The sequence below is a fragment of the Cryobacterium sp. 10I5 genome, from assembly GCF_035019865.1.
GTDB lineage: Bacteria > Actinomycetota > Actinomycetes > Actinomycetales > Microbacteriaceae > Cryobacterium > Cryobacterium breve_A.
The window spans coordinates 27,433-48,579 of sequence record NZ_JASJVI010000016.1 but is presented as its reverse complement, the minus strand read 5'-3'; the positions used below and the strand labels follow the sequence as shown (position 1 = coordinate 48,579).

The 21,147-nt window shown below is 70.0% G+C and carries 15 protein-coding genes; 9 read left to right on the top strand and 6 right to left on the bottom strand.

What is annotated here, in order from left to right; genetic code table 11:
* On the bottom strand, nt 1-652 hold a 652-nt coding region (locus QN350_RS06955; protein ID WP_323516030.1), incomplete at its 3' end, for an oxygenase MpaB family protein.
* Nucleotides 653-743: 91 nt separating this feature from the next.
* On the opposite strand from QN350_RS06955, the gene QN350_RS06950 reads away from it, so the two are divergent.
* From QN350_RS06950 to QN350_RS06935, 4 genes are all read left to right on the top strand, one after another.
* Nucleotides 744-2,207, top strand: a complete 1,464-nt coding sequence (locus tag QN350_RS06950) for a cryptochrome/photolyase family protein (RefSeq protein WP_322137633.1) — start codon at nt 744-746, stop codon at nt 2,205-2,207.
* A 76-nt stretch (nt 2,208-2,283) separates the two neighbouring features.
* Nucleotides 2,284-3,393, top strand: a complete 1,110-nt coding sequence (menC, locus tag QN350_RS06945; RefSeq protein ID WP_322137632.1) for an o-succinylbenzoate synthase — start codon at nt 2,284-2,286, stop codon at nt 3,391-3,393.
* A gap of 91 nt (nt 3,394-3,484) precedes the next feature.
* Complete coding sequence (locus QN350_RS06940; RefSeq protein ID WP_322137631.1) at nt 3,485-4,411, top strand: Pvc16 family protein; 927 nt, start codon at nt 3,485-3,487, stop codon at nt 4,409-4,411.
* A gap of 21 nt (nt 4,412-4,432) precedes the next feature.
* Nucleotides 4,433-4,723 carry a hypothetical protein gene (locus QN350_RS06935; protein ID WP_322137630.1) on the top strand — a complete coding sequence of 97 codons (291 nt, stop codon included), beginning with the start codon at nt 4,433-4,435 and terminating at the stop codon, nt 4,721-4,723.
* A gap of 9 nt (nt 4,724-4,732) precedes the next feature.
* On the opposite strand, the gene QN350_RS19970 is transcribed toward QN350_RS06935, so the two are convergent.
* Both QN350_RS19970 and QN350_RS06925 read right to left on the bottom strand, forming a co-directional pair.
* Entirely contained in the window at nt 4,733-5,467 is a 735-nt protein-coding gene (locus QN350_RS19970; RefSeq protein ID WP_416172998.1) for an RNase H family protein, read from the bottom strand.
* A 70-nt stretch (nt 5,468-5,537) separates the two neighbouring features.
* A complete protein-coding gene (locus QN350_RS06925) occupies nt 5,538-6,719 on the bottom strand; it encodes a MarP family serine protease (RefSeq protein WP_322137629.1) in 1,182 nt (393 codons plus the stop codon).
* Between the two features lie 109 nt (nt 6,720-6,828).
* Here QN350_RS06925 and QN350_RS06920 point away from each other — a divergent pair, with 109 nt between their 5' ends.
* Complete coding sequence (locus tag QN350_RS06920; protein WP_322137628.1) at nt 6,829-8,028, top strand: DUF4192 domain-containing protein; 1,200 nt, start codon at nt 6,829-6,831, stop codon at nt 8,026-8,028.
* 14 nt (nt 8,029-8,042) lie between these two features.
* On the opposite strand, the gene QN350_RS06915 is transcribed toward QN350_RS06920, so the two are convergent.
* The 3 genes from QN350_RS06915 to QN350_RS06905 all read right to left on the bottom strand — a co-directional run bounded on the left by QN350_RS06915 (nt 8,043) and on the right by QN350_RS06905 (nt 11,315).
* Complete coding sequence (locus QN350_RS06915) at nt 8,043-9,251, bottom strand: low temperature requirement protein A (protein WP_322137627.1); 1,209 nt, start codon at nt 9,249-9,251, stop codon at nt 8,043-8,045.
* Between the two features lie 73 nt (nt 9,252-9,324).
* Nucleotides 9,325-10,827 carry an aspartate aminotransferase family protein gene (locus tag QN350_RS06910; RefSeq protein ID WP_322137626.1) on the bottom strand — a complete coding sequence of 501 codons (1,503 nt, stop codon included), beginning with the start codon at nt 10,825-10,827 and terminating at the stop codon, nt 9,325-9,327.
* A gap of 5 nt (nt 10,828-10,832) precedes the next feature.
* On the bottom strand, nt 10,833-11,315 hold the full coding sequence (locus QN350_RS06905) for an Lrp/AsnC family transcriptional regulator (protein ID WP_281535496.1): 483 nt from the start codon (nt 11,313-11,315) through the stop codon (nt 10,833-10,835).
* Nucleotides 11,316-11,492: 177 nt separating this feature from the next.
* Between QN350_RS06905 and QN350_RS06900 the strand changes: the two genes are divergently transcribed.
* The 4 genes from QN350_RS06900 to QN350_RS06885 all read left to right on the top strand — a co-directional run bounded on the left by QN350_RS06900 (nt 11,493) and on the right by QN350_RS06885 (nt 21,127).
* On the top strand, nt 11,493-12,554 hold the full coding sequence (locus QN350_RS06900) for an FHA domain-containing protein (protein WP_322137625.1): 1,062 nt from the start codon (nt 11,493-11,495) through the stop codon (nt 12,552-12,554).
* Nucleotides 12,551-13,423, top strand: a complete 873-nt coding sequence (locus QN350_RS06895; protein WP_416172997.1) for a PP2C family protein-serine/threonine phosphatase — start codon at nt 12,551-12,553, stop codon at nt 13,421-13,423. Before QN350_RS06900 ends, QN350_RS06895 begins: the two co-directional genes overlap by 4 nt.
* Before the next feature lie 166 nt (nt 13,424-13,589).
* The gene (locus QN350_RS06890) at nt 13,590-15,128 is read left to right on the top strand and encodes a serine/threonine-protein kinase (RefSeq protein WP_322137624.1); all 1,539 of its coding nucleotides are present in this window, start codon (nt 13,590-13,592) and stop codon (nt 15,126-15,128) included.
* Entirely contained in the window at nt 15,125-21,127 is a 6,003-nt protein-coding gene (locus QN350_RS06885; protein WP_322137623.1) for an Ig-like domain-containing protein, read from the top strand. Before QN350_RS06890 ends, QN350_RS06885 begins: the two co-directional genes overlap by 4 nt.
* The last annotated feature ends 20 nt before the right edge of the window (nt 21,128-21,147 follow it).

The following is a 21,147-nucleotide window of genomic DNA, read 5'->3' as shown; positions in this document are numbered from 1 at the left end:
CCGCCTCGGCGACGCGCTCGTCGCTCTTCAGCGTCCCGGTTTCGGTGAAGGCGGCGAGTTGGGCGGCGAGCTCCGCCGCCGACCGCGGCGGGTCCTGCACTCCCACCAGTTCGCCGGCCTTCGCCCATTCGCGCACGTACCCGTCGGCGCCGCCCGGGATGCCGCCGCCCCAGAGCTTGTGCGACTCGAGGAAGGCATCCGTGAAGACGATGTGCACCCAGGAGAGCAGTTCGGGGTCCCCGGCGGCGTAGGGTCGCGAGACTCCCGCCGCATCGAGGTAGGTGCCCGTCACCCGGTCGTGGAAGCGGCCGACCCGCGTCGATTCCTCGGTCGCGACGGTCGTGTCGGCGAAGGTCACGGTCACGAGCCACTGGATCGTCCCGGAGAGGCGCCCGAGCGGATCCTCCTTGTATCGCGACCAGTCGTGCACCCCGGCCATCGCGCCCGGGTGCAGGGTCTGCATCAACAACGCGCGGATCCCGGCGACCATCGTCGCCATCCCGCCGTGCACCGCCCACGCGGCCGATTCGGGCCCGAAGAATCCGGCGTCGTCGCCGCGTTCCATCTTCTCCACCCACGAGGGCCGTCCCTCGGAGTTTCCGGACAGCGTCGAGAGAAGATGCGATCGCCAGCTGTCCGTGAACCTGCCCATACCCGAGGTTAACCGGTGGCCGCTGGGCATCCGCCCCGAACAGCACGACCGGCGGAATCTGATGCGCGTGCCCGGCTCTAGACTCACGACCATGCCGGTGCCCCGATTCCTGTTCGCCGATCAGCTCGGACCGCATTTCGACGACGGCGGACCGATCGTCCTGGTCGAGGCCGTCGGGGTCCTGGGCCGCAGGCCGTACCACCGGGCGAAGGCGCACCTGATCCTCAGCGCGTTGCGGCACCGGGCGCGGGAACTCGGCGATCGGGTGGAATTCCTGCGCACGGAGCACTATCGCGACGTGCTCTCCGGCCGTCCGCTCGAGGTGATCGATCCCACCAGCTGGGGGGCGCGGGCGCTCGTGGCCGAACTCGGCGCCGACGTGCTGCCCAGCCGGGGTTTCGTCACGAGCGAGGCCGACTTCGCGGACTGGGCGGCGGGCCGACCGGCCTCCCGCCTGGTACTCGAGCAGTTCTACCGTTCGGTGCGCGCCCGGACCGGCGTCCTGATGCGCGGACCAGACCCCGAGGGCGGCCGGTTCAACTTCGACCACGACAACCGCCGCCCGCCACCCCGTGGGGCCGTCGGTCTCGGCCTGCCCGACCCGTGGACCCCGGTCGAAGACGACATCGACGCCGAGGTGCGCCGCGACCTCGACCGGCTGCAGGCAGATGGCCGGATCACCCTGATCGGCCGCGACGGGCCGCGACGCTTCGCCGCGACCCGGGCCGAAGCCCTGGCCGCCCTTGACGACTTCATCGAGACCCGCCTGAACGACTTCGGCCCCTTCGAGGACGCGTCGCTGCGCGGAGACGATGCAATGGCGCACTCCCGGTTGAGCGTTCCGCTGAACCTGGGGCTGTTGCACCCGCGCGAGGTGATCGATGCGGTCGTCGCCGCCCACGCGAGCGGAGCGGCGCCGCTGCAGAGCGTCGAGGCCGTCGTCCGCCAGCTGATGGGCTGGCGGGACTGGGTGTGGCACCTCTACTGGCACCTCGGCCCCGACTATGTCGGCAGCAGCAACTTCCTGGGCGCCCACGAGCCATTGCCCAGGTCGTTCCGTGAGCTCGACGGCTCCGGCGTGCGCGCCGCCTGCGTCAGCCACGTGCTGAACGCCGTCGCCGACACCGGCTGGGCCCACCACATCCAGCGCCTGATGATCCTGGGCAACCAGGCCCTCCAGCGCGGCTATCACCCGGGCGAGCTGAACGACTGGTTCATCGCAGCGTTCGTGGACGGCACACCGTGGGTGATGCCGGCCAACGTCGTCGGGATGTCCCAGCATGCCGACGGCGGCATCGTCGCGACCAAGCCATACACGTCGGGCGGCGCATACATCTCGACGATGAGCGATTTCTGCGGCGGCTGCCCGTTCAACCCGAAGAAACGACTCGGCGAGGATGCCTGCCCATTCACGGCCGGCTACTGGGCCTTCCTCGACCGGGTCGAGCCGCGCATCCGCGGCAACCACCGGATGAGCCAGCCGCTGGCCGGACTGCGCCGTCTCGCCGACCGTGAGGCCGTGGTCGCGCAGGAGCGCTCTCGCACGGTGTGGTGAGGTCCCGGTTCCTGTCGAGGCGTTAGGTTCGGGGAGAGGGCGCTCGTGACCGGGGCGCGAGACGGAGGAAACCGGGATGAAGATCGAGAACGTCGAACTGCGCCGGGTGCGCCTGCCGCTCGTCAGCCCGTTCCGCACCTCCTTCGGCTCCGTGTCCGAGCGGGAGGCGCTCCTCGTGCACGTGACCACTGCGGATGCCGAGGGCTGGGCCGAGTGCGCCGCAGAGGCCGAACCCCTCTACAGTTCCGAGTTCCTCGACGGCTGCGAACTCGTGATCCGCGACCACCTGACCCCGCGGCTCGCCGCCGCCGGCAACGGCCTCACCGCTGAGCGGGTCGAGCCGGCGCTCGCCGCGGTCAAGGGGCACCGGATGTCCAAGGCCGCCCTCGAGACCGCGATCCTCGACGCCCAGCTCCGCGCCTCCGGAGTCTCGTTCGGGGGCTACCTCGGAGCGGTGAACGACCTCGTCCCCGCGGGCGTCTCGGTCGGAATCATGGACTCGATCGACCGGCTCCTCGCCGCCGTCGAGGGATACCTCGATGAGGGCTACCTCCGGATCAAGCTCAAGATCGAGCCGGGCTGGGACCTCGGCCCCGTGCGCGCCGTGCGCGAGCGCTTCGGGCCGGACGTGCTGCTGCAGGTCGACGCGAACACCGCGTACACCCTCGCCGACGCCCGCCACCTCGCCCGCCTCGACCCCTTCGACCTGCTCCTGATCGAACAGCCGCTCCCAGAGGACGACATGCTCGGGCACGCCGCCCTCGCCAAGCTCATCCGGACCCCGGTCTGCCTCGACGAATCGATCGAGTCCGCGAGGGACGCCGCCGCCGCGATCACCCTCGGAGCGTGCAGCATCATCAACGTCAAGCCCTCCCGGGTCGGCGGGTACCTCGAGGCCAGGCGGATCCACGACGTCGCGGCCGCCCACGGTGTTCCGGTGTGGTGCGGTGGCATGCTCGAGACCGGCATCGGCCGGGCGGCGAACGTCGCGCTCGCCGGGCTGCCCGACTTCGTGCTGCCGGGGGACACCTCCGCCTCGAGCCGCTATTACGCCCAGGACCTGACGAAGCCGTTCGTGCTCGAGGACGGCCATCTCCGGGTTCCGACCGGTCCGGGCATCGGCGTGGAGGTGCTGCCCGACGTGCTGCACGACCTCACGGTGTCGAGGTCGGACATCCGGTTCTGATCCGGCCGGCACGAGAAGTCCTCGACCTGCGCGGTCAGGCGGAGTAGCGTGAAATCGGTGGCGGGTTCCTGCCCCAGAAGACGGAGTCGCCATGTCGTCGCTCTCGAACTACGGGCAGGTGATCGCGGCCACCACTGTGGCGCTCCAGTCGATGCTCGCCGGGTCGCCCTTCGGCCTGAACGTGACGGCGCGCAGCCTCGACGCCGCACGCACCGGGGTCACCGGGTCGTCGATCAACCTCTTCCTCTACAGCGACAGCCTGATCAGCTATCGCGAGGCGAGCGCACAGCACGGGCCCAGCCGGGTCATCGCGGAGCTGCGCTACCTCGTGAGCGCCTTCGCGGCCGATATCGAGGACACCGACGCGGCGAGCCACCGCGACTTCGGCACCGCCCAGGCCGCGATCGAGCGGCACCCGGTACTCACGGTTCCCGTGACGTCGAGTGAGAAACTCCAGGTCTGGCTCACCCCCTCGCCGCTCACGACCGAGGTGCTCACCTCGCTCTGGCAGGCATCCGCCGCCCCCCTGCGCGTCTCGTTCGCAGTGATGGCATCATTCACCCTCGACACGACGGAACGGGTCACGAAGCTCGGAACGATCCGCGACGTCGTGAAGCTCGCGGGCGCCGGGGCGATCGCCGTGTTCAGCGGCACGGATGCCGGTGCGAAGGCGGCTGCTGCGGCGTCCGCTGCGAGCGAGCTCGGCAAGGCCCTCGTCACCGTCGGGCTGGAAAGCGTCGTCGCGTCGTCCCCCGAGGAGACCGATGCGACGCTCGACCGGCTGTTCGAGCGGGTGAAAGACGTGGGCGCTGTACTCCTGGTCGACGCCGCCGATGCCGTCTTCGGAGTGCGCCCCGAGGAACTCGACCCCGACGACCCGTACGCCGCGATCGACGTGGGAGCCGTGCTCGACCGGCTCGGGAACGCCCCGAGCGTCGTGATCATCGCGCTCACGGGCGTCTCCGGCGACGAGCTCGCAGATCGCGCCCGGGTCGAGGTGCGGTTCCCCGCCAGCTGACGCCCCGCATACGCTGGAGGAATGCCCTCGTTCCGGATCACCATGACCATCGGCAGCCTGCAACCCGGGGTCGCCCCCGACTCGGTCCTGCCGGCTGCTGCGGCCGCGGCGGCCGAGCTCACGACCGTCGAGGCGTCCGACCTCGCCGTCGTGGCGGGTTCGGCGCGCGCGACCGTGCGCTTCACCGCGGACGATGTGGCCTCAGCGGTCCGGATCGGCGCCCACACCCTCGCGGGCACCCGCATCCGTGCCGGAGTGATCACGTGGCAAGTCACCGAGCGCGTCCACGGCCGCTGGCTGCTCGTCCACTGATCCCGTCCGTCAGATCAGGGCGCGGAGCGCGTCCTCCACGCTGACGCCCAGGCGGGTGGCCCGCTCGCTCAGGCGGGCGTGCTGTTCGGCAGAGAGCACGAGGGAGACCTCGTGCACGGCCGGGTCGGCGGCGTCGGCGGCGTCGTCGAACGAGAACAGCTCCGGATGCGCCGCACGGGCGGGCGGAGCGGCGACGGCCCGGCGCACGGCCGGTTTCTGCTCTCGCGAGGCGGCACCGGCAGCCGGGACCGCCTGGGCCGCCGGAGCAGCCGGGGTGCCCGCGCGCACGAATCCGGGACCCTTCGGAATCGACCCGCCGCGCTGGTATGCCTCGGAGACAGCCCGCGCCCGGGCATCCGCCGCCTCATTGAGCGGGTGGTTCGCGTGCCCCTTGACCCATTCGAAGCGGTAGCGACGGCCGGCGAGAGCCGCGTCGATCTCCTGGAGCAGCTCGAGGTTCAGCACCGGCTTGCCGTCTGCCTTGCGCCAACCCTTGGCCTTCCAGCCGCGCATCCACTTGGTCACCGAGTTGATCACGTACTGGCTGTCGCACAGCACGAGCAGGTCCTCGTCGAGGTGCGCGGTCGCGCGGAACAGCTCGAGCACGGCCTTGAGTTCGCCCTGGTTGTTGGTGGCGTGCTTCCAGCCGCCGGCGTCCCAGCAGGAGTCGTCGACGTACCAGGCCCAGCCGGCCGGTCCCGGGTTGCCGAGGGCCGAACCGTCGGCGGCAGCGGTGATGGTCATGGTGGCCTCTCCTCGGGGAACGGTCGCGCGCCCCGGTGTTCTTTCCTATTTTCGCATCGACCGGGCGGGGCTAGCCGACGACGCAGTGCCCGGGCTCGACGGAGTCTGTGAGCGATGCCGCCTCGGCGGCGACGGGGGTGACCGACTCCATCGCGAGGGCGTAGCCGATGTTGGCAGTGACGGTCGACTTCGCAAAAACGACGCCGACGACTTTGCCGTCCTGGTTCAGGAGCGGACCGCCGGACTCGCCGTGCTGGATGTCCGCCGCGAGCGTGTAGATCGACCGGGAGGTCGGATTGTCGCCGTAGATGTCGCCGACGACGGCCGGCGCGACCGCGACGACCTCCGCGGGTCCCGTCTCGAACGGGCCGCCGTACGGGTAGCCGTCGCTCACGGCGAGGCTTCCCGTTGCGAGGTCGGCACCGAGGCCGAGGGGTACGGCATCGAGCCCGGGGACGGCGATGACGGCGAGGTCGCCCGCCGGGTCGAAGTAGACGACGGTTCCCGAGCGGGCCGTGCCGTCCGAGGATTCGACGACGGGTTCTGAGACGCCCGCGACGACGTGCGCATTGGTCAGAACCCGGTCCGGCGCGATCACGAAGCCACTCCCGGACTGGTTCTGACCGCAGGCGTACGCCGTCCCGACGATCTTGAGCACGGAATCCTGCGCGGCGAGCAGTTCCGCGCTCGTCGCCGTGACGAGGGGGACCGTGGGGACCGGCCCGTTGAAGGCCTCGATGACCCGCGGGATGCCCTCGGTGACGACCATCGCCCGGAGCTGGGCGAGGAAGCCCTTGACCGGATCGGGGGTGAGGGAGTCGATCGACCGCACGACCGTCGAGGAGGCGATCGCGGGCGACAGGACCGGTACCCCGAGGGACCCGATGCTGAACGCGAGCATCGACACGATGCTCGCCGCGACGACGACGGCGACGCCGGCGCCGAACACCCGGTCGACGACGAGCAGCCGCTTTCGGGCCGCCCGGGGACGGAGCACCCTGCCGAGGGTCCCGCCGATCGACAGGCCGCCGAGCAGGAGGACAGCTGCGGTCGCGAGGGTTGCCGCGGTGCGCCATTCCGCTGCGGGGACCCAGGCTCCGACGAGCGGAACGAGGAAGTAGGCGGCGATGCCGCCGGCGACGAGGCCGGCGATGCCGCTCAGGCTTCCGATCAGGCCGCTGCGGTAGCCGGAGACGACATAGCCCAGCAGGAGCACGACGAGGAGGACGTCCACGATGGTCGAAATGGGCATAGCTCCAAGACTACGGGGGGAGTTATGCACAGAGCCGTTCCTTGCGCGAGTTATGCACCGATCCCCAGCGAGCGCACCCGGGGTGGGAGCGCGCGGGAAGAGTGTCCGCATGAGACCGACCATCGTGAAGACCAGGGAAGCCCACGACTTCCTCGCCCTCGTGCCGCAGCTCGCCGGGTTCCAGCCCGAGCGCAGCGTGGTGCTCGTCGCCTTCCGTGGCAACCGCACCTGCGGCGCCCTGCGGTTCAACCTGCCGGAGCCCGACCTCGCACGCACGGTCCTCCGTCGTCTCGCGACGACCCTGATCGGCACGCTGTGCAAGATCGAGGGGGTGGATGCCGTCGTGCCCGTCCTCTACACCGACGAACGTTTCGCCGACGTTCCGGGCATACCCGGTGAGCGATTCGCCGAGATCCTGGGTCGCCGGGCCGAATTGTCCGGCTTCCTGGTGCGGGATTCCCTGTGCGTCGCCGCCGACGGCTGGGGTTCGTACCTCGACCCCGCCTGCCCGGCGAGCGGGCGGCCGCTGTCGGAGATCGCGGAGTCCCCGGTGAACCGCGACGTGCCGCCGGAGGCCCAGCGTGAGCTCGGGCGGCTCGTGAGCCGGGCCGACCTGCCCCAGGTCGACCTCGCGCTCCGGGAGCAGTGCGCCAGGCGGCTGGCCAGGTACGAGGACCTCGGATCCCAGGTGCCGGACGCACCCGACCTGCCCGAACTCGTGGCCATGGTCGGGGACATTCTCGACCCGGTGGCGACCACGGAGGCCGCGCTCACCCTCGACGCATCTGCACTCGGGGCCGAAGAGGCCGCAACCCTGCTGTTCCTGGTGAAAAGCCCGGCCCGGCGCGACCAGGTCATGCTGCAGATCGCGTTCGGGGAGGAGATCGGGCGGGTGACGCACGAACTGAACCAGCGCTATGCCGCCATCCAGCGCGAGACCGGCCGCAGCATGGACGACATCGTCGCCGAGGAGCAGGCCAGGTCAGGCGACAAGCGCGACCTCGCCCAGACCGGTGACCTCATGCTCGGATCCGTCTCCCGGCGCCCGGACCCCGAACGGATCGAACGCGGCATCACTCTCCTGAAGATGCTCGTCGCGGTCGCCCCGAAACGGGTGCGCCCCGCGCCGCTGTGCATGCTTGCCTGGCTGTCGTGGGCGCTCGGACGCAGTTCGGTTGCCGGGATCTTCATCGACCAGGCGCTGGCGATCGACCCGGGGTACGGCATGGCCAGGCTGCTGCTGACCGTCGTATCTGCCGGGCACCTGCCCGAGTGGGCGTTCGCCGTGCCGCAGTCCGACGCCGACTGAGAGAGCCGGGACGGTCATCCGTGCGACGGCTGGGCGCGACGCCACGCGACCTCGTCGCCGACCACGACGAGCAGTAAAACGGCGTTGGCCGCCCAGGCGAGCCCCAGGGCCGGGACGAGCGGCGAGGCCAGGGTGAGGAGCCCGAAGGCGAGGATGCCGAGGAAATGACCCGGCAGCCACCGGCCACCGGCGGCGCGGCGGAACAAGGCATTTCCCAGCACATAGACCGCCGATGACCCGCAGACGAGTCCGGCCGTCCAGAGGCTGCCCGCCTCGAGCGGGTCAGCCAGTACGAGGCCGTCGGCGACCGCAGCCAGGACGACGCCGAGCACCATCAGCGCGGGGACGTACGTGTATGCGGTTCGGGCGATCGGTCCGGGGTCGGCGGCGTTGACGATGTAGTCGCTGCCTCCGCGTTCGCTGTGGCTGAAGTAGAGCAGCCACAGCAGTACCGTTCCGAGGAATGACGACAGGAATGCGATGACGTTCGTCCAGTCGAGCGGTCCTGCGCTGAAGCTCGTCCCCGAGACGATGATCGACTCGCCGAGCACGATGATGAGGAAGAGGCTGACCCGCTCCGCCATGTGGCCGCCGGCTACATTCCAGGTCGTGATGTCCGAGCGTCCGAGAAAGGGCACCCAGTACAGCAGATACGGAGCCCCGTAGTCGACGAGCAGGGCCACCAACCAGACCCAGGGACGCACGGCGTCCGGCACGAGGGCGCCGGCGATCCAGAACGCCGCCGCGAACGCGTTCCAGAGTGAAATGCGCAGGAAGTTGAGCCCCAGTTCCGGACGCTGCCGGAAGAGCGCCAGCAAGGTGAACGCGCTGCGACCGACCTGCATCGCCGCGAGTGCGCAGGCGAACAGGAGGTCCTTGTCGCCGAAGGCGTCGGGAATGGCGCTCGCCATGAGCAGACCCAGCAGCATCATGACGATGAGCATTGCCCGCACCGGGCCGCGCTCGGGGTTGAGCCAGGTGAAGGCCCAGGTCGTGTAGATCCACACCCACCAGACGACGGCCGTGAGCACCAGGGTATGCAGGAACTCGTCAGGACCCGGATGCGCCAGCAGGAGGTGCGAGATCTGAGTGACGGCGAAGACGAAGACGAGGTCGAAGAACAGCTCGATGAACGTGACGCGGTGTTCGGCCCCCTCCGTGTCCGGTCGGAGGAGGTTGCGGGAAAAGCCGGGGCTCGCCATGCCGGTCAGGGTAGCGCGCACGCCCCACCAATTCGACGGAAACTGTGTCGAAAAACCACATGGTCTCCGTCGAATCGGGCGGGGCGAGGTGGGACTACAGGTACTTCGGGGCCTCCGCAAGCACGCCGTAGAGGATGTCGCCGATCTCGCGGAACTCGGACGGTCCGATGGTCAGCGGGGGAGCGAGCTGTACCACGGGGTCGCCGCGGTCGTCGGCGCGGCAGTACAGCCCGGCGGAGTAGAGCGCCTTGGACAGGTAGCCGCGCAGCAGGCGCTCGGATTCCTCGTCGCTGAACGTCTCCTTCGTGCCCTTGTCCTTGACGAGTTCGATCCCGAAGAAGTAGCCCTCGCCGCGCACGTCGCCCACGATCGGCAGCGCGAGCAGTTTTTCGAGCTCGGCACGGAAGATCGGCGAGTTCGTGCGCACGTTCTCATTGAGCCCTTCCTCCTCGAAGATGTCGAGGTTCGCGAGCGCGACCGCGGAGGAGACCGGGTGCCCGCCGAAGGTGTAGCCGTGGTAAAACGTCGTGTCGCCGTGCTTGAACGGTTCGTAGATGCGGTCGGAGACGATCGTCGCTCCGATCGGCGAGTAGCCGCTCGTCATGCCCTTCGCGCACGTGATCATGTCCGGCTCGATTCCGAAGGTCGTCGAGGCGAACATGTTCCCGATGCGGCCGAACGCCGTGATGACCTCGTCGGCGACGAGGAGCACGTCGTACTTGTCACAGATCTCGCGCACGCGCTTGAAGTAGCCGGGCGGCGGCGGGAAGCAGCCGCCGGAGTTCTGCACGGGCTCGAGGAAGACGGCCGCGACCGTCTCCGGCCCCTCGAACTGGATCATCTCTTCGATCCGGTTCGCCGCCCAGAGGCCGAACTTCTCGATGTCGTCGCCGAAGCCGGAGCCCATCTCGTCTGCCCGGTAGAAGTTCGTGTTGGGCACCCGGAGGCCTCCGGGGGTGACCGGTTCGAACATTTCCTTCATCGCGGGGATGCCCGTGATCGCGAGGGCCCCCTGCGGGGTGCCGTGATAGGCGACGTTGCGCGAGATCACCTTGTGCTTGGTCGGGCGACCCTGCAGCTTCCAGTAGTACTTGGCGAGCTTGAACGCGGTCTCGACGGCCTCGCCGCCACCGGTCGAATAGAAGACGCGGTTGAGGTCGCCGGGAGCGTATGACGCGAGCCGGTCGGCCAGTTCGATCGCGTTCGGGTGCGCGTACGACCAGATCGGGAAGAACGCGAGTTCCTCAGCCTGCTTGGCCGCTGCCTGGGCGAGCCGCTTGCGGCCGTGCCCGGCATTGACCGTGAAGAGGCCGCTCAGGCCGTCGATGTACTTCTTCCCGTTCGAATCCCAGATGTGATGCCCGAGGCCCTTCGTGATGATCGGCACGCCCGCGCCGGATTCCACAACGGACTGGCGGGAGAAATGCATCCAGAGGTGGTCCTTGGCCTTCTGCTGCATGGCAGCGTTCTCGGCCTCCGTGTAGACGGTGGGCCCGGCATCCTCCGGCGTCGCCTCGGGGGCCGCACCGGCTGCGTCGGCACTGACGACAGCGGGCGAAGCAGGAACGGACTCGAGCAAGGGTTCTGAGAGTGTCATTGTATTTACCGTGTTCCCCAGTTGTAGAACTGTTTGTGGAGTTTGAGATAGACGAATGTTTCGGTGGACCTGACCCCGTCGAGAGAGCGGATCTGGGTGTTGAGCAGTTCGAGCAGTTCATCGTCGTCTTCGCAGACGACCTCGGCGAGGATGTCGAACGAGCCTGCCGTGAGCACGACGTAGTCGACGGCCGGCATCGCGGCGAGCAGTTCCGCCAGTACCCGGGTGTCTCCCGAGGCACGGATGCCGATCATGGCCTGGCGGAAGAAACCGAGCTGCATCGGGTCGGTGACGGCAACGACCTGCATGACCCCGCCATCCGTGAGCTTCTGCACCCGCTGGCGCACGGCGGCCTCGCTGAGACCGACGGCCTTGCCGATCTCCGCGTACGACCGGCGCCCGTCGACCTGCAACTGCTCGATGATCTTCTTCGAGACGTCATCGAGGGGTACCGGCTTGCCCGGCGTGGTACGTCCGTTTGCGACCATCCAGCGATTATGCCAGCGAGACCCTGCCCCGGCAAGCGATTCCGCAGCTTTTTACGGCAAACGCTGCGGAATCCATATCTCGGACGGGTTTGACGGTGCGTTGCGCCTCCCCGCGCCGCAAGGCGGATCGGCGTACTCGGGATACGGTGAAGACCCTACGACGACGAAGGGAGTCCCATGGACCCAGAGTGGATGTTCGTGGCCGGCCGCTCCTTTGTCGCCGCGGTGCCCGCCGATGCACCGGACGGTCTCGTCAGCGCGCTTTCGAGCCTGGTCGACGACGCGGGTGTCTCGGCAGAGGGGCTCGTCGGACTCTTGCCGCTCGGCGGCACGGACGCGATCGAGTCCTTCGCTCTCGTGATCCGGGCAGCGGAGGATGAGTCCGCCGTGACCGTCGTCGTGCGCGGGCCGATCGTCGTCGACGTATTCTCGGTCGGCGGCTCGCGGCGCTTCGCCGACCAGGGCATCCGTCCCTGGAACCTCGCCGACTTTTCCGCCGTGACCGGAGTCGTGATCGGTTCCCCCGACTCGACGGCGCTCGCCGCAGTGCCCTCTGGAACGCGAACCGGGAACGAACGGGGCACGGTCGTCGGTCGCACGGTGCACTGGTCGCCCGCCGGCCCGCCTCCCGCCGCCGACGACACTGTGATCCGCAGGCCGGACGATACCGTGATCCGCAGGCCGGACGATACCGTGATCCGCCCCCTCGACGACACCATACTCACGACCGGCCGCCGGAACCGGGTCGCGACACCCGACGTCGACGGTGACGACGAGCGGGAGGCCGTGGCCCGCGACGACACCGACGACACCAACGCCGCAGCGAACGCGCCCGTGTTCCTTCCTGCGTTCGCCCGGTTCCGGCTGCCAGACGGCCGGGAGTTCCCGCTCGACCGTCCGTACCGGCTGGGTCGGCGCCCTGCGCCGCCGCGGATCCCCGGCGTACCGCTCATCACTCTCGTGGCGGTCGCCTCTCCCGGCTCCCTCGTGTCCGCGACCCACCTCGACATCCGGCAGGTGGCGGACGTCATCGTCGTCACCGACACCGGGTCCCGGAACGGCACCGTCGTGGTCTCCGCGGACGGTCGGCGGGAACGGCTCCGTCCCGGCGATTCCCGAACTGTGCCTCCGGGTACGAGAATAGACATCGGGGACGATAACATCATCGAGATCATCCCGGCGAGCGACACCGAGTCGGCTCCGTATTTCCCAGCACATCGTGGAAGGCACCACCCGTGACCCAGATTGGTCAAGGCTCAGGCGGATTCGAAGTCGCTTTCCCCTCGGTGAACAAGACGGTCTCCCTCGCGTGGGCCGCACTCACCGACACCGGGCATCGCCGCGAAGTCAATGAAGACAGCCTGATCTCCGTGCCGCCCATCTTCGCGGTCGCAGACGGCATGGGCGGGCATTCCGCGGGCGACGTCGCGAGCGCGGCCGTCGTGAACCGGCTCGCCGAGCTCGCCGGACGGGACTCGCCCCAGAACGCTGCCATCAACACGGCCCTCGGCCTCGCCGTCACCGACATGGCGTCCGGCGTCGGCGTGACCGACCTCGGCACAGGGACCACCGTGACGGGAGCCCTGCTTGCGATCGTGTCCGGCGCTCCGCACTGGGTCGTCTTCAACATCGGCGACTCCCGGGTCTACCTGCTCACGTCGGGTGTGCTCGAACAGATCACCGTCGACCATTCGGTCGTGCAGGAGCTCGTAGACGCCGGCCGGATCACCCGCGACGAAGCGGATGTCCACCCGCACGGCAATATCATCACCCGCGCCGTCGGGTTCCACGAGGCTCCGGTCCCCGACTACCGCGTCCTGCCCGTGAACCCGGGAATGCGTCTCCTGATCTGCTCTGACGGGTTGACCAAGGAACTCACCGCCTACGGCATCCGACATTTCCTGATCTCGAACCCGGACCCGGAAGACGCGGCGAAGGCACTCGTCGAGGCCGCGCTCGAGAACGGCGGCCGGGACAACGTCACGGTGATCGTCCTCGACGTCCTCGATATCGAGGACAGCGAAGAGACGTCGGGCGCCGGCGAGACGTCCACGCAGCAGGACGCAGACACCGGCCCGCTCGACGTCGTCCATCTCGACGCGCACTGAACTCGACACGCACCGAACTCGACACCCCCTGAGTTGGGGTATCGGCATCCCGGACACCCGCGGGGCAACTGCCTAAACTTAAGTGACGCCAGTCGTGATACCCGTTCGATGCGCGTTCACGGACCAGTTCAGGGACCATAGGCGAGAACCAGACGGGGAGGCCGCGATGCAGCGACGATTGCCGTCGACGCCCCCGAACCTGCCGGGATTCTCGTATCTGCGTGTCCTCGGCTCCGGCGGCTTCGCCGACGTGTTCCTCTACCAGCAGGATCTCCCGCGCCGCCAGGTGGCGGTCAAAGTCCTCCTCGCCGAGGTCGTCAACGACCAGGTCCGGCAGCTGTTCCAGGCCGAGGCCAACCTGATGGCGTCGCTGAGCTCGCACCCGTCGATCCTGACCGTGTTCCAGGCCGGCGTCTCGGCCGACGGACGCCCGTACCTCGTGATGGAACAGTGCTCTCCCGCGCTCAGCCGGCGCTACCGCACAGAGCCACTCGGCGTCCCTGAGGTGCTCAGGATCGGCATCACCATCGCGAACGCCGTCCAGGCCGCACACCAGGCCGGCATGCTGCACCGAGACCTCAAGCCGTCGAACATCCTCGTCACCCGGTACGGACACGCCGTCCTCGGCGACTTCGGCATCGCGGCGACGGTGAGCGACGCCCGGAACGTCGATGCGATCGGGCTGTCCATCCCCTGGTCCGCCCCGGAGGTCCTGCTCGACGAGGTCTCGGGCTCCGTCGCATCCGAGGTCTGGTCCCTCGGAGCCACGCTCTACTCCTTCCTCGCCGGTCATTCACCGTTCGAGATTCCCGGTGCCGAGAACAGCTCGGCCCAGCTCATCTCCCGGATCAACAAGGCACGGATCCCTGCGCTCGGCCGGATGGATGTCCCTGGCAGGCTCGAGCTCATCCTCCAGCGCTCGATGTCACGGCGTCCGGAGCTACGCCAGGGCAGCGTGCTCGAACTCATCCGGGAGCTGCAGTCCGTGGAGGCCGAACTGGGCCTGCTTCCCACCCGGCTCGAGGTCGCCGACGAGGACTGGGCCGGGGAGAACGGCGTCGACGACGATGACCGCACCCGCATCTCGGCCGTGAATTCGATCAATGCCTACCAGGAACCGCGGCGCCGTCGCGTTCAACAGGCTCAACGCGGGCGCCGCTCCGCTGCCGGCGCCCTTGCAGACACCTCCGGCGCGCGCAGCCCGGCCGGTTCCGACGGTTCCGCGGGTTCGGCGGCCACCGGGGGCGCCTCCCGGGGCGCGGGCACAGGCTCCGTGCCGGGGGTCTGGCGGCGTTCGGCGCTCGTCTGGGCGCTCGTCGCGGCATCCGTCGTCATCGTCGTTCTGGCCGTCGTGACGGCTTCGGCGCTCTCGCACCAGGCGGCGCCGGGGTTGCCGACCGTGAGCAACGTGTCAGGGGAAGTGCGGGACGGCATGGTGGTGTTCGCCTGGGCGGACCCGGGCATCACCCAGGGGGACAGCTACGTGATCACCCTGCGCACCGGCGAGAGCAGCATCCAGAAGGGTGCCGAATTCAGCGTCGACCCGCACGGACAGGCCAGGGTCTGCGCGAGCGTCGCGGTCAACCGCGACGGGCGCACCGGGGGCACGAGCGGCGAGAAGTGCGTCGACACCGGCGGATCAGTGACGGGAAGCGCACCCGGAGACGTGAGCAGCTTCGTGACCGGCGTCGGAGCCGCTTCGTGATCCGTCGGTGGGTCTCCCGCCAGCTCGCCTCGCACCGCTCGGCGTGGGCGACGATCCTCGGCGGGACGCTCGTCCTCGCCCTCGTCGTGACGACCGCCGTCGTGTCCGGCGGCTACACCGCCCAGCGGCTCGACCTCGGCGATGCGGCGGTCTGGGTGACGAATGAGACCCGCCAGGCCATCGGCCGGGCGAACACGGCGGTGATGGAACTCAACACCGTCGTGACGAGCGAGAGCTCCAACCTCGACGTGCTCCAGGCTGGCGCGACGGTCCTCGTTCTCGACACCGTCAACAGCTCCCTCGAGATCCTCGACCCGGCCACGGCGACGATCGTGAAGAGTGTCGCACTGCCGCCCCGGGCGCCTGCCGTGTTCCTCGCGGGAGCCCGCACCCTGATCGCCTCCAACGGCGAGGTCTGGGAGACCCCGACGAGCCGGCTCGCGAGCTTCGACGCAGCGGCCGCGCCGACGCTCTCCCTCGGCGCCGGCTCCGTCGTGAGCGTCGACGACACCGGTGCCCTGTTCTCGTTCACACCGGCGACCGGCACCCTGGCGCAGGCACCGTCCGGAAGCGGAACCGTCACCGCGAGCCAGACCCTCGCCGCCGGATCCCCGGGCGACGACTACCAGCTGACGAGCGTGCACGGCAGCTGGGCGCTGCTCAATGCGACCACCCGGCACCTGTTCCTCGACGGCCGCGATGTCGACCTGTCCGGGACGATCGTCGACGGCGCCGCCCCCGCCCTGCAGCAGCCGGGTATCACCGGCACCAGGGTGCTGATCGCCCACGAGCAGGGCCTCGTCGCCGTCCCCCTCTCCGGCGGCGCCCCGACCGTACTCGTCAGCGCCCGGAACGGCACCGCGGCGGCCCCGGACACCGCCGGGCCGTGCGCCTATGCGGCCTGGGCGGACGGCACGGCCTGGCGTGACTGCGGCAGCGCGGGGCCAGGCGGCTCGGCCTCCGGTGCCTCGGGAGGCTCCGGAGGAACGCAGTCCGGCACGACGTCGGCCCTCGCCGGGCTCGACGACAACGCCCGCCTGGCCTTCCGGCACAATGGCACCGGGCTCGTACTGAACGACGCGCACAACGGTTCGACCTGGGCGGTGCAGCGCGACAACCAGCTGATCGACAACTGGGCCGACCTGATCGACACGTCCCCGGACACCCAGCGCATCGAGACCACCGGCGACGACACTCCTCCGGTCTACGACAAGGTGCAGGCCCCGCCCGTCGCCGTCGACGACTCCTTCGGCGCCCGAGCGGGCCGGATCGTGACGCTCCCCGTTCTCCTCAACGACTCCGATCCGAACGGGGATGTGCTCGTGATCGAGTCGGTCACGCCGATCGACGCGGCCGACGGCCGGCTCGACCTCGTCGGCAACAACCAGCAGGTGCAGCTGACCCTCACGGAGGCGGCCACCGGCCAGATCCGGTTCGGCTACACGATCAACGACGGCCGCGGCGGGAGCGCATCCGCAACGGTCACCGTCACGCTCAAGGCGCCGGGGGAGAACTCCGCGCCCGTCCAGGTGCGCACCACCCACGCGACCGTGAGGGCGGGCGGCCGGGTGACCAGCCAGGTCCTCGGCGACTGGGTCGACCCCGACGGCGACCCGGTCTACCTCGCAGCGGCATCTGCCGCCGGCCCGGACCTGGTGAGCTTCACCCCGGCAGGCGCCGTCGTCTTCACGGATGCCGGCACGAACGCCGACGACAAACGGGTCGGCCTGAGCGTCTCCGACGGCCGCCTGACCGGCACCGGATCGCTCGCCGTCTCCGTGCGCGCGAGTGGAGCCGTGCCGATCGTGGCCGACTCCTTCGTTGTGCTCGCGACCGCGGGGGCCGAGGTTTCGGTGTCCCCGCTCGATCATGCCCGCGGCGGGTCGGCGCCGCTGCGGCTGTCGAGCGTCCCCGCCAAGCCGGACGTCACGATCACCCCGGACTTCGCCTCCGGTGCGTTCCGGTTCCTGAGCAGCACTCCGGGGGTCCACGAAATCGAGTACTCCGTCACGGACGGGCAGCTCACCGCGACCGGCAGGGTGCGCGTGGACGTCGCCCCCGCCGCCAACGCCAACAGCAGTCCCGTGACCGTGCCGCACACGGCCTTCATCCGCGGACAACAGGCCACCCTCGTCGACGTGCTCGCGACCGACTTCGACCCGGCGAACGGGGTGCTGCTGATCACCGGGACGATGAACGTGCCCGCATCGAGCGGCATGCGGATCGAGATTCTCGACCAGCGGATCCTCAGGGTCACGCTGACCCGCCCGCTGCCGGACGGCGGGCTCAGCTTCGGGTACCGGATCAGCAACGGACTCGCCGACACCGACGGCACCGTGACCGTCGTCGAAATCCCCGCACTCGGGCAGAAGCAGGCCCCGATCGCTGTCGCAGACACCGCGACCGTCCGCGTCGGCGACGCGATCGACATCCCGGTCCTCGCGAACGACGAACAACCGGACGGTGATTCGCTGACCCTGGATCCCGTTCTCGCCTCCGGCCTGCCCGCCGGCGCCGGCCTGCTCTTCGCCGCGGGCACCGTGCTGCGTTACCTCGCGCCGACCACCCCCGGCACGTACACCGCGGTGTACCGGGTGAACGCCCCCGACGGCCAGTACTCCAACGCCGAGGTGCGCATCTCGGTGCGCGAAGCAGATCCGAGCACCAACAACCCGCCCGTCCCGAAGACGGTGACCGCGCGGGTGCTCTCCGGCGGCACCGTCGAGGTGGCGATCCCGTTGACCGGGATCGATCCGGACGGCGACTCCGTCCAGCTCGTCGGCCTGGAGACCAACCCGGAGAAGGGCTCCGTCACGGCGGACGGGACGGACACGTTCCGGTACCAGGCCGGGGAGTACTCCGCAGGAACGGACACCTTCAGCTATGCCGTCGTCGACGCCCTCGGCGCCCGGGCGATCGGCACCGTGCGGATCGGGATCAGCCCGCGCCTCGACGGCGCCCGCAACCCGGTCGCAGCTCCCGACGACGTCGTCGTGCGCCCGGGAAGCACGGTCTCCGTGCACGTGCTCGCCAACGACTCGGACCCCGACGGCGGCAGGCTCACGATCAACGCCGTGGAACCGAGCGGCACCCCGGCCGACCTCGCGGCCGAGCACGGCACGGCCATGATCGCCGGGGACACCATCGCGGTCACCGCTCCGGCGACACCGGGCCGATTCGGATTCATCTACGAGATCAGCAACGAGCGTGGCGGCACCAGCTCGACCTTCCTCACCGTCGTCGTGCGCGCGGACGCCCCGCGTGCCCGGCCGGAGGCCGGCGACACCCACCTGACCCTCTCCGACGTGCTCGCCGGCGGCACCGTCGACGTCGACGTGCTCGCCAACGTGACCTTCGCCGACGGGCCGGCCCGCGGCCTCGCGCTGAGCGTCCCCGCGTCGTGGGCCGACTCCGCGCGGGTGACGGACGCCAAGCGCGTGCGGGTGACCGTGCACGCCACGAGCCAGATCATCCCGTTCCAGGTGGCGAACCCCGACGACGCGAACATCACCGCCCTCGCCTTCATCTGGGTGCCCGGGTACACCGACGCCCTGCCGCAACTGCGGAAGGGTGTCGCAGCGCTCACCGTGGCGAGCGGCGCGACCCTCACCATCCCGATCAACGACTACGTCGTCGCCGTCGGTGGAAAGCAGGTGCGCCTGACCGACAGGAGCCTCGTGCACGCCACCCGGTCCAACGGTGCAGACCTCGCCACCTCCGACACGAGCATCGCCTTCACGAGCGCAGACCAGTACTACGGTCCGGCCTCCGTGTCCTTCGTCGTCACCGACGGCACCGGAGCGGGAGACCCGGCGGGCCGCACGGCCACGATCGTGCTGCCGATCACGGTGACGCCGCAGGCCAACCAGCCGCCCGCCTTCGACGGCGCCGTACTCGACTTCGAACCCGGCCAGACCAAGGTCATCGACCTGTCCAAGCTGACGTCCTATCCGTACCCGAACGACCAGGCCTCCCTCGTGTACTCGGTGCTCGACCCGAAACCGGTCGGATTCGACTACTCCCTCGACGGCCAGCAGCTCACCCTGCACGCCAGGACGACGACGCTCCCGGCATCGGGCGCGCAGGGCGGCCACGGCTCCATCACGATCGGCGTCGCGGCCGGTGGCACGCCGGGCAGGGCCGGCCGCATCGACATGACCGTCGTCGCGTCCACCCGCCCGCTCGCCATCCCGGCGGCGGATGTCGCAATCGCCCCCCGCGGCCAGACGACCGTCGTCGACGTGCTCGCCAACGACGGCGCCGCCAACCCGTTCCCGCAGGTCCCGCTGCGGGTCGTCGCCGTGCGCGGACTCGGCGGCGCCGGTGTTCCCGCCGGGGTCAGGATCACCCCGAGCGCCGACAACAGCACCCTCAGCGTGCAGGTCGCCGCGAACGCCGCCGCAACGGACACCAACCTCGAGTACGAGGTCGCCGATGCGACGAACGACCCGGACCGCTACACCTGGGGCACCGTGCGGATCTCCGTGCAGGACCGGCCGGACCCGGTCACGAGCCTCTCCGTCACCGGCTTCGCGGATTCCCGCGTCGCGGTCGCCTTCAACCCCGGCGCCGCCAACAACTCCGCCGTCACCGGCTACGACATCACCCTCGTCAGTGCCGCGACCGGAGCCTTGATCAGCACCACGACCTGCCAGGCGACCGCGTGCACGGTCCCGACCGGCGGCAACGGCCGGGCCAACGCGGTCCGGGTGGCTGTCGCGGCGCGCAACGGCCTCGGCCTCGGTGCGTCGACCGCGCTCCCGGACACGGTGTGGTCCGATGTCGTCCCTGCGGCCCCCGGGAACCTCGCGGCCGCACCGCTTCCCGGCGGCCTCACGATCAGCTGGGCACCTGTGCCGAACGGCGCGGGTTCCCCGGTCGCAGACTACCTGGTCACCGTCAACGGCACGGCCCAGCCCGCCGTGAGCGCCACGGGTCCGGCCTGCGGGGCGACCCGGTGCTCGCTCACGGTGAACGGCCTCCCCAACGGCACCGACGTCCCGGTGAGCGTGAGCGCCCGGAACGAGTCATACCCCGCCCTCTCGGCCTGGACATCCGCCTCGACGCAGGGCACGCCCTTCGGGGCGCCGACGGCCGGCGCCGTCTCCGCGTCGGCCGGTGCCGCCGGCACCGTCCACGTCGCATGGGAGGCTTTCTCCGGCTCCGGCGACCCCATCGGCGGGTACTACGTGCAGCGCCTCACCAACGGAACGGTGCCAACGGGCAACCAGGCGTGCACGGTTTCGTCCCCTGCCCCCGGCACCGTCGTCGTCCCGCACACCGGCGCGAACGTCGCCGAGCTCAAGACCCTCGGAGCGGGCACCACAGGTGTCGACTTCACCGGGCTCACATCCGACACCGCCTCATACTCCTTCGTGGTCTGGGGATACAACCGGGCCGGCTGCACCAACAGCCAGGTCACCACGGTGCAGGTGCAGGCGACGCCCGGCGCAGTCACCGACCCGGGAGCCTCGATGGGGATGCACGACACGGCATACGACCTGCAGATCACGCCGGTGAGCCCGGGCGCCGGCATCACGAGCTACGAAGTCCGGGCAGTGGACCCCGCGACGGGGACCCCGGGCGCGAGCGCAGCCTTCACCGGGACCGCACTGCCGCGCCAACTGCTGAGCCCGACGGTCTTCGGGGTGCCGTTCAGGTATCAGGTGCGCGGGTGCGACACCGCGGCCACCTGGGGCACCTGCGGGGCGTGGTCGGCGACGATGACGGCACCTGCGGCATCCGTCAGTCTCGCCGTGACCGGCCTCGCCTACGACCCGGCGACCGGCGTGTTCGGCTGGACGAACGGCCCGGGCAACGGCAGCTACGCCACGGGCTACAGCTGCTCGGTGCCGACGGACCCGGGCGCCGCACCCGTGCAGGGCGGCCCCACCAGCTGCACCCTCGCCGCTCCCGCTGCGGCGGGCACGGCCCGACTCAGCGTCACGGTCGACCTCGGGCTCGGCGCGGGCAACCCCGTATACAACTACGACCGTTGAGACTGACACCGAGACTGTTC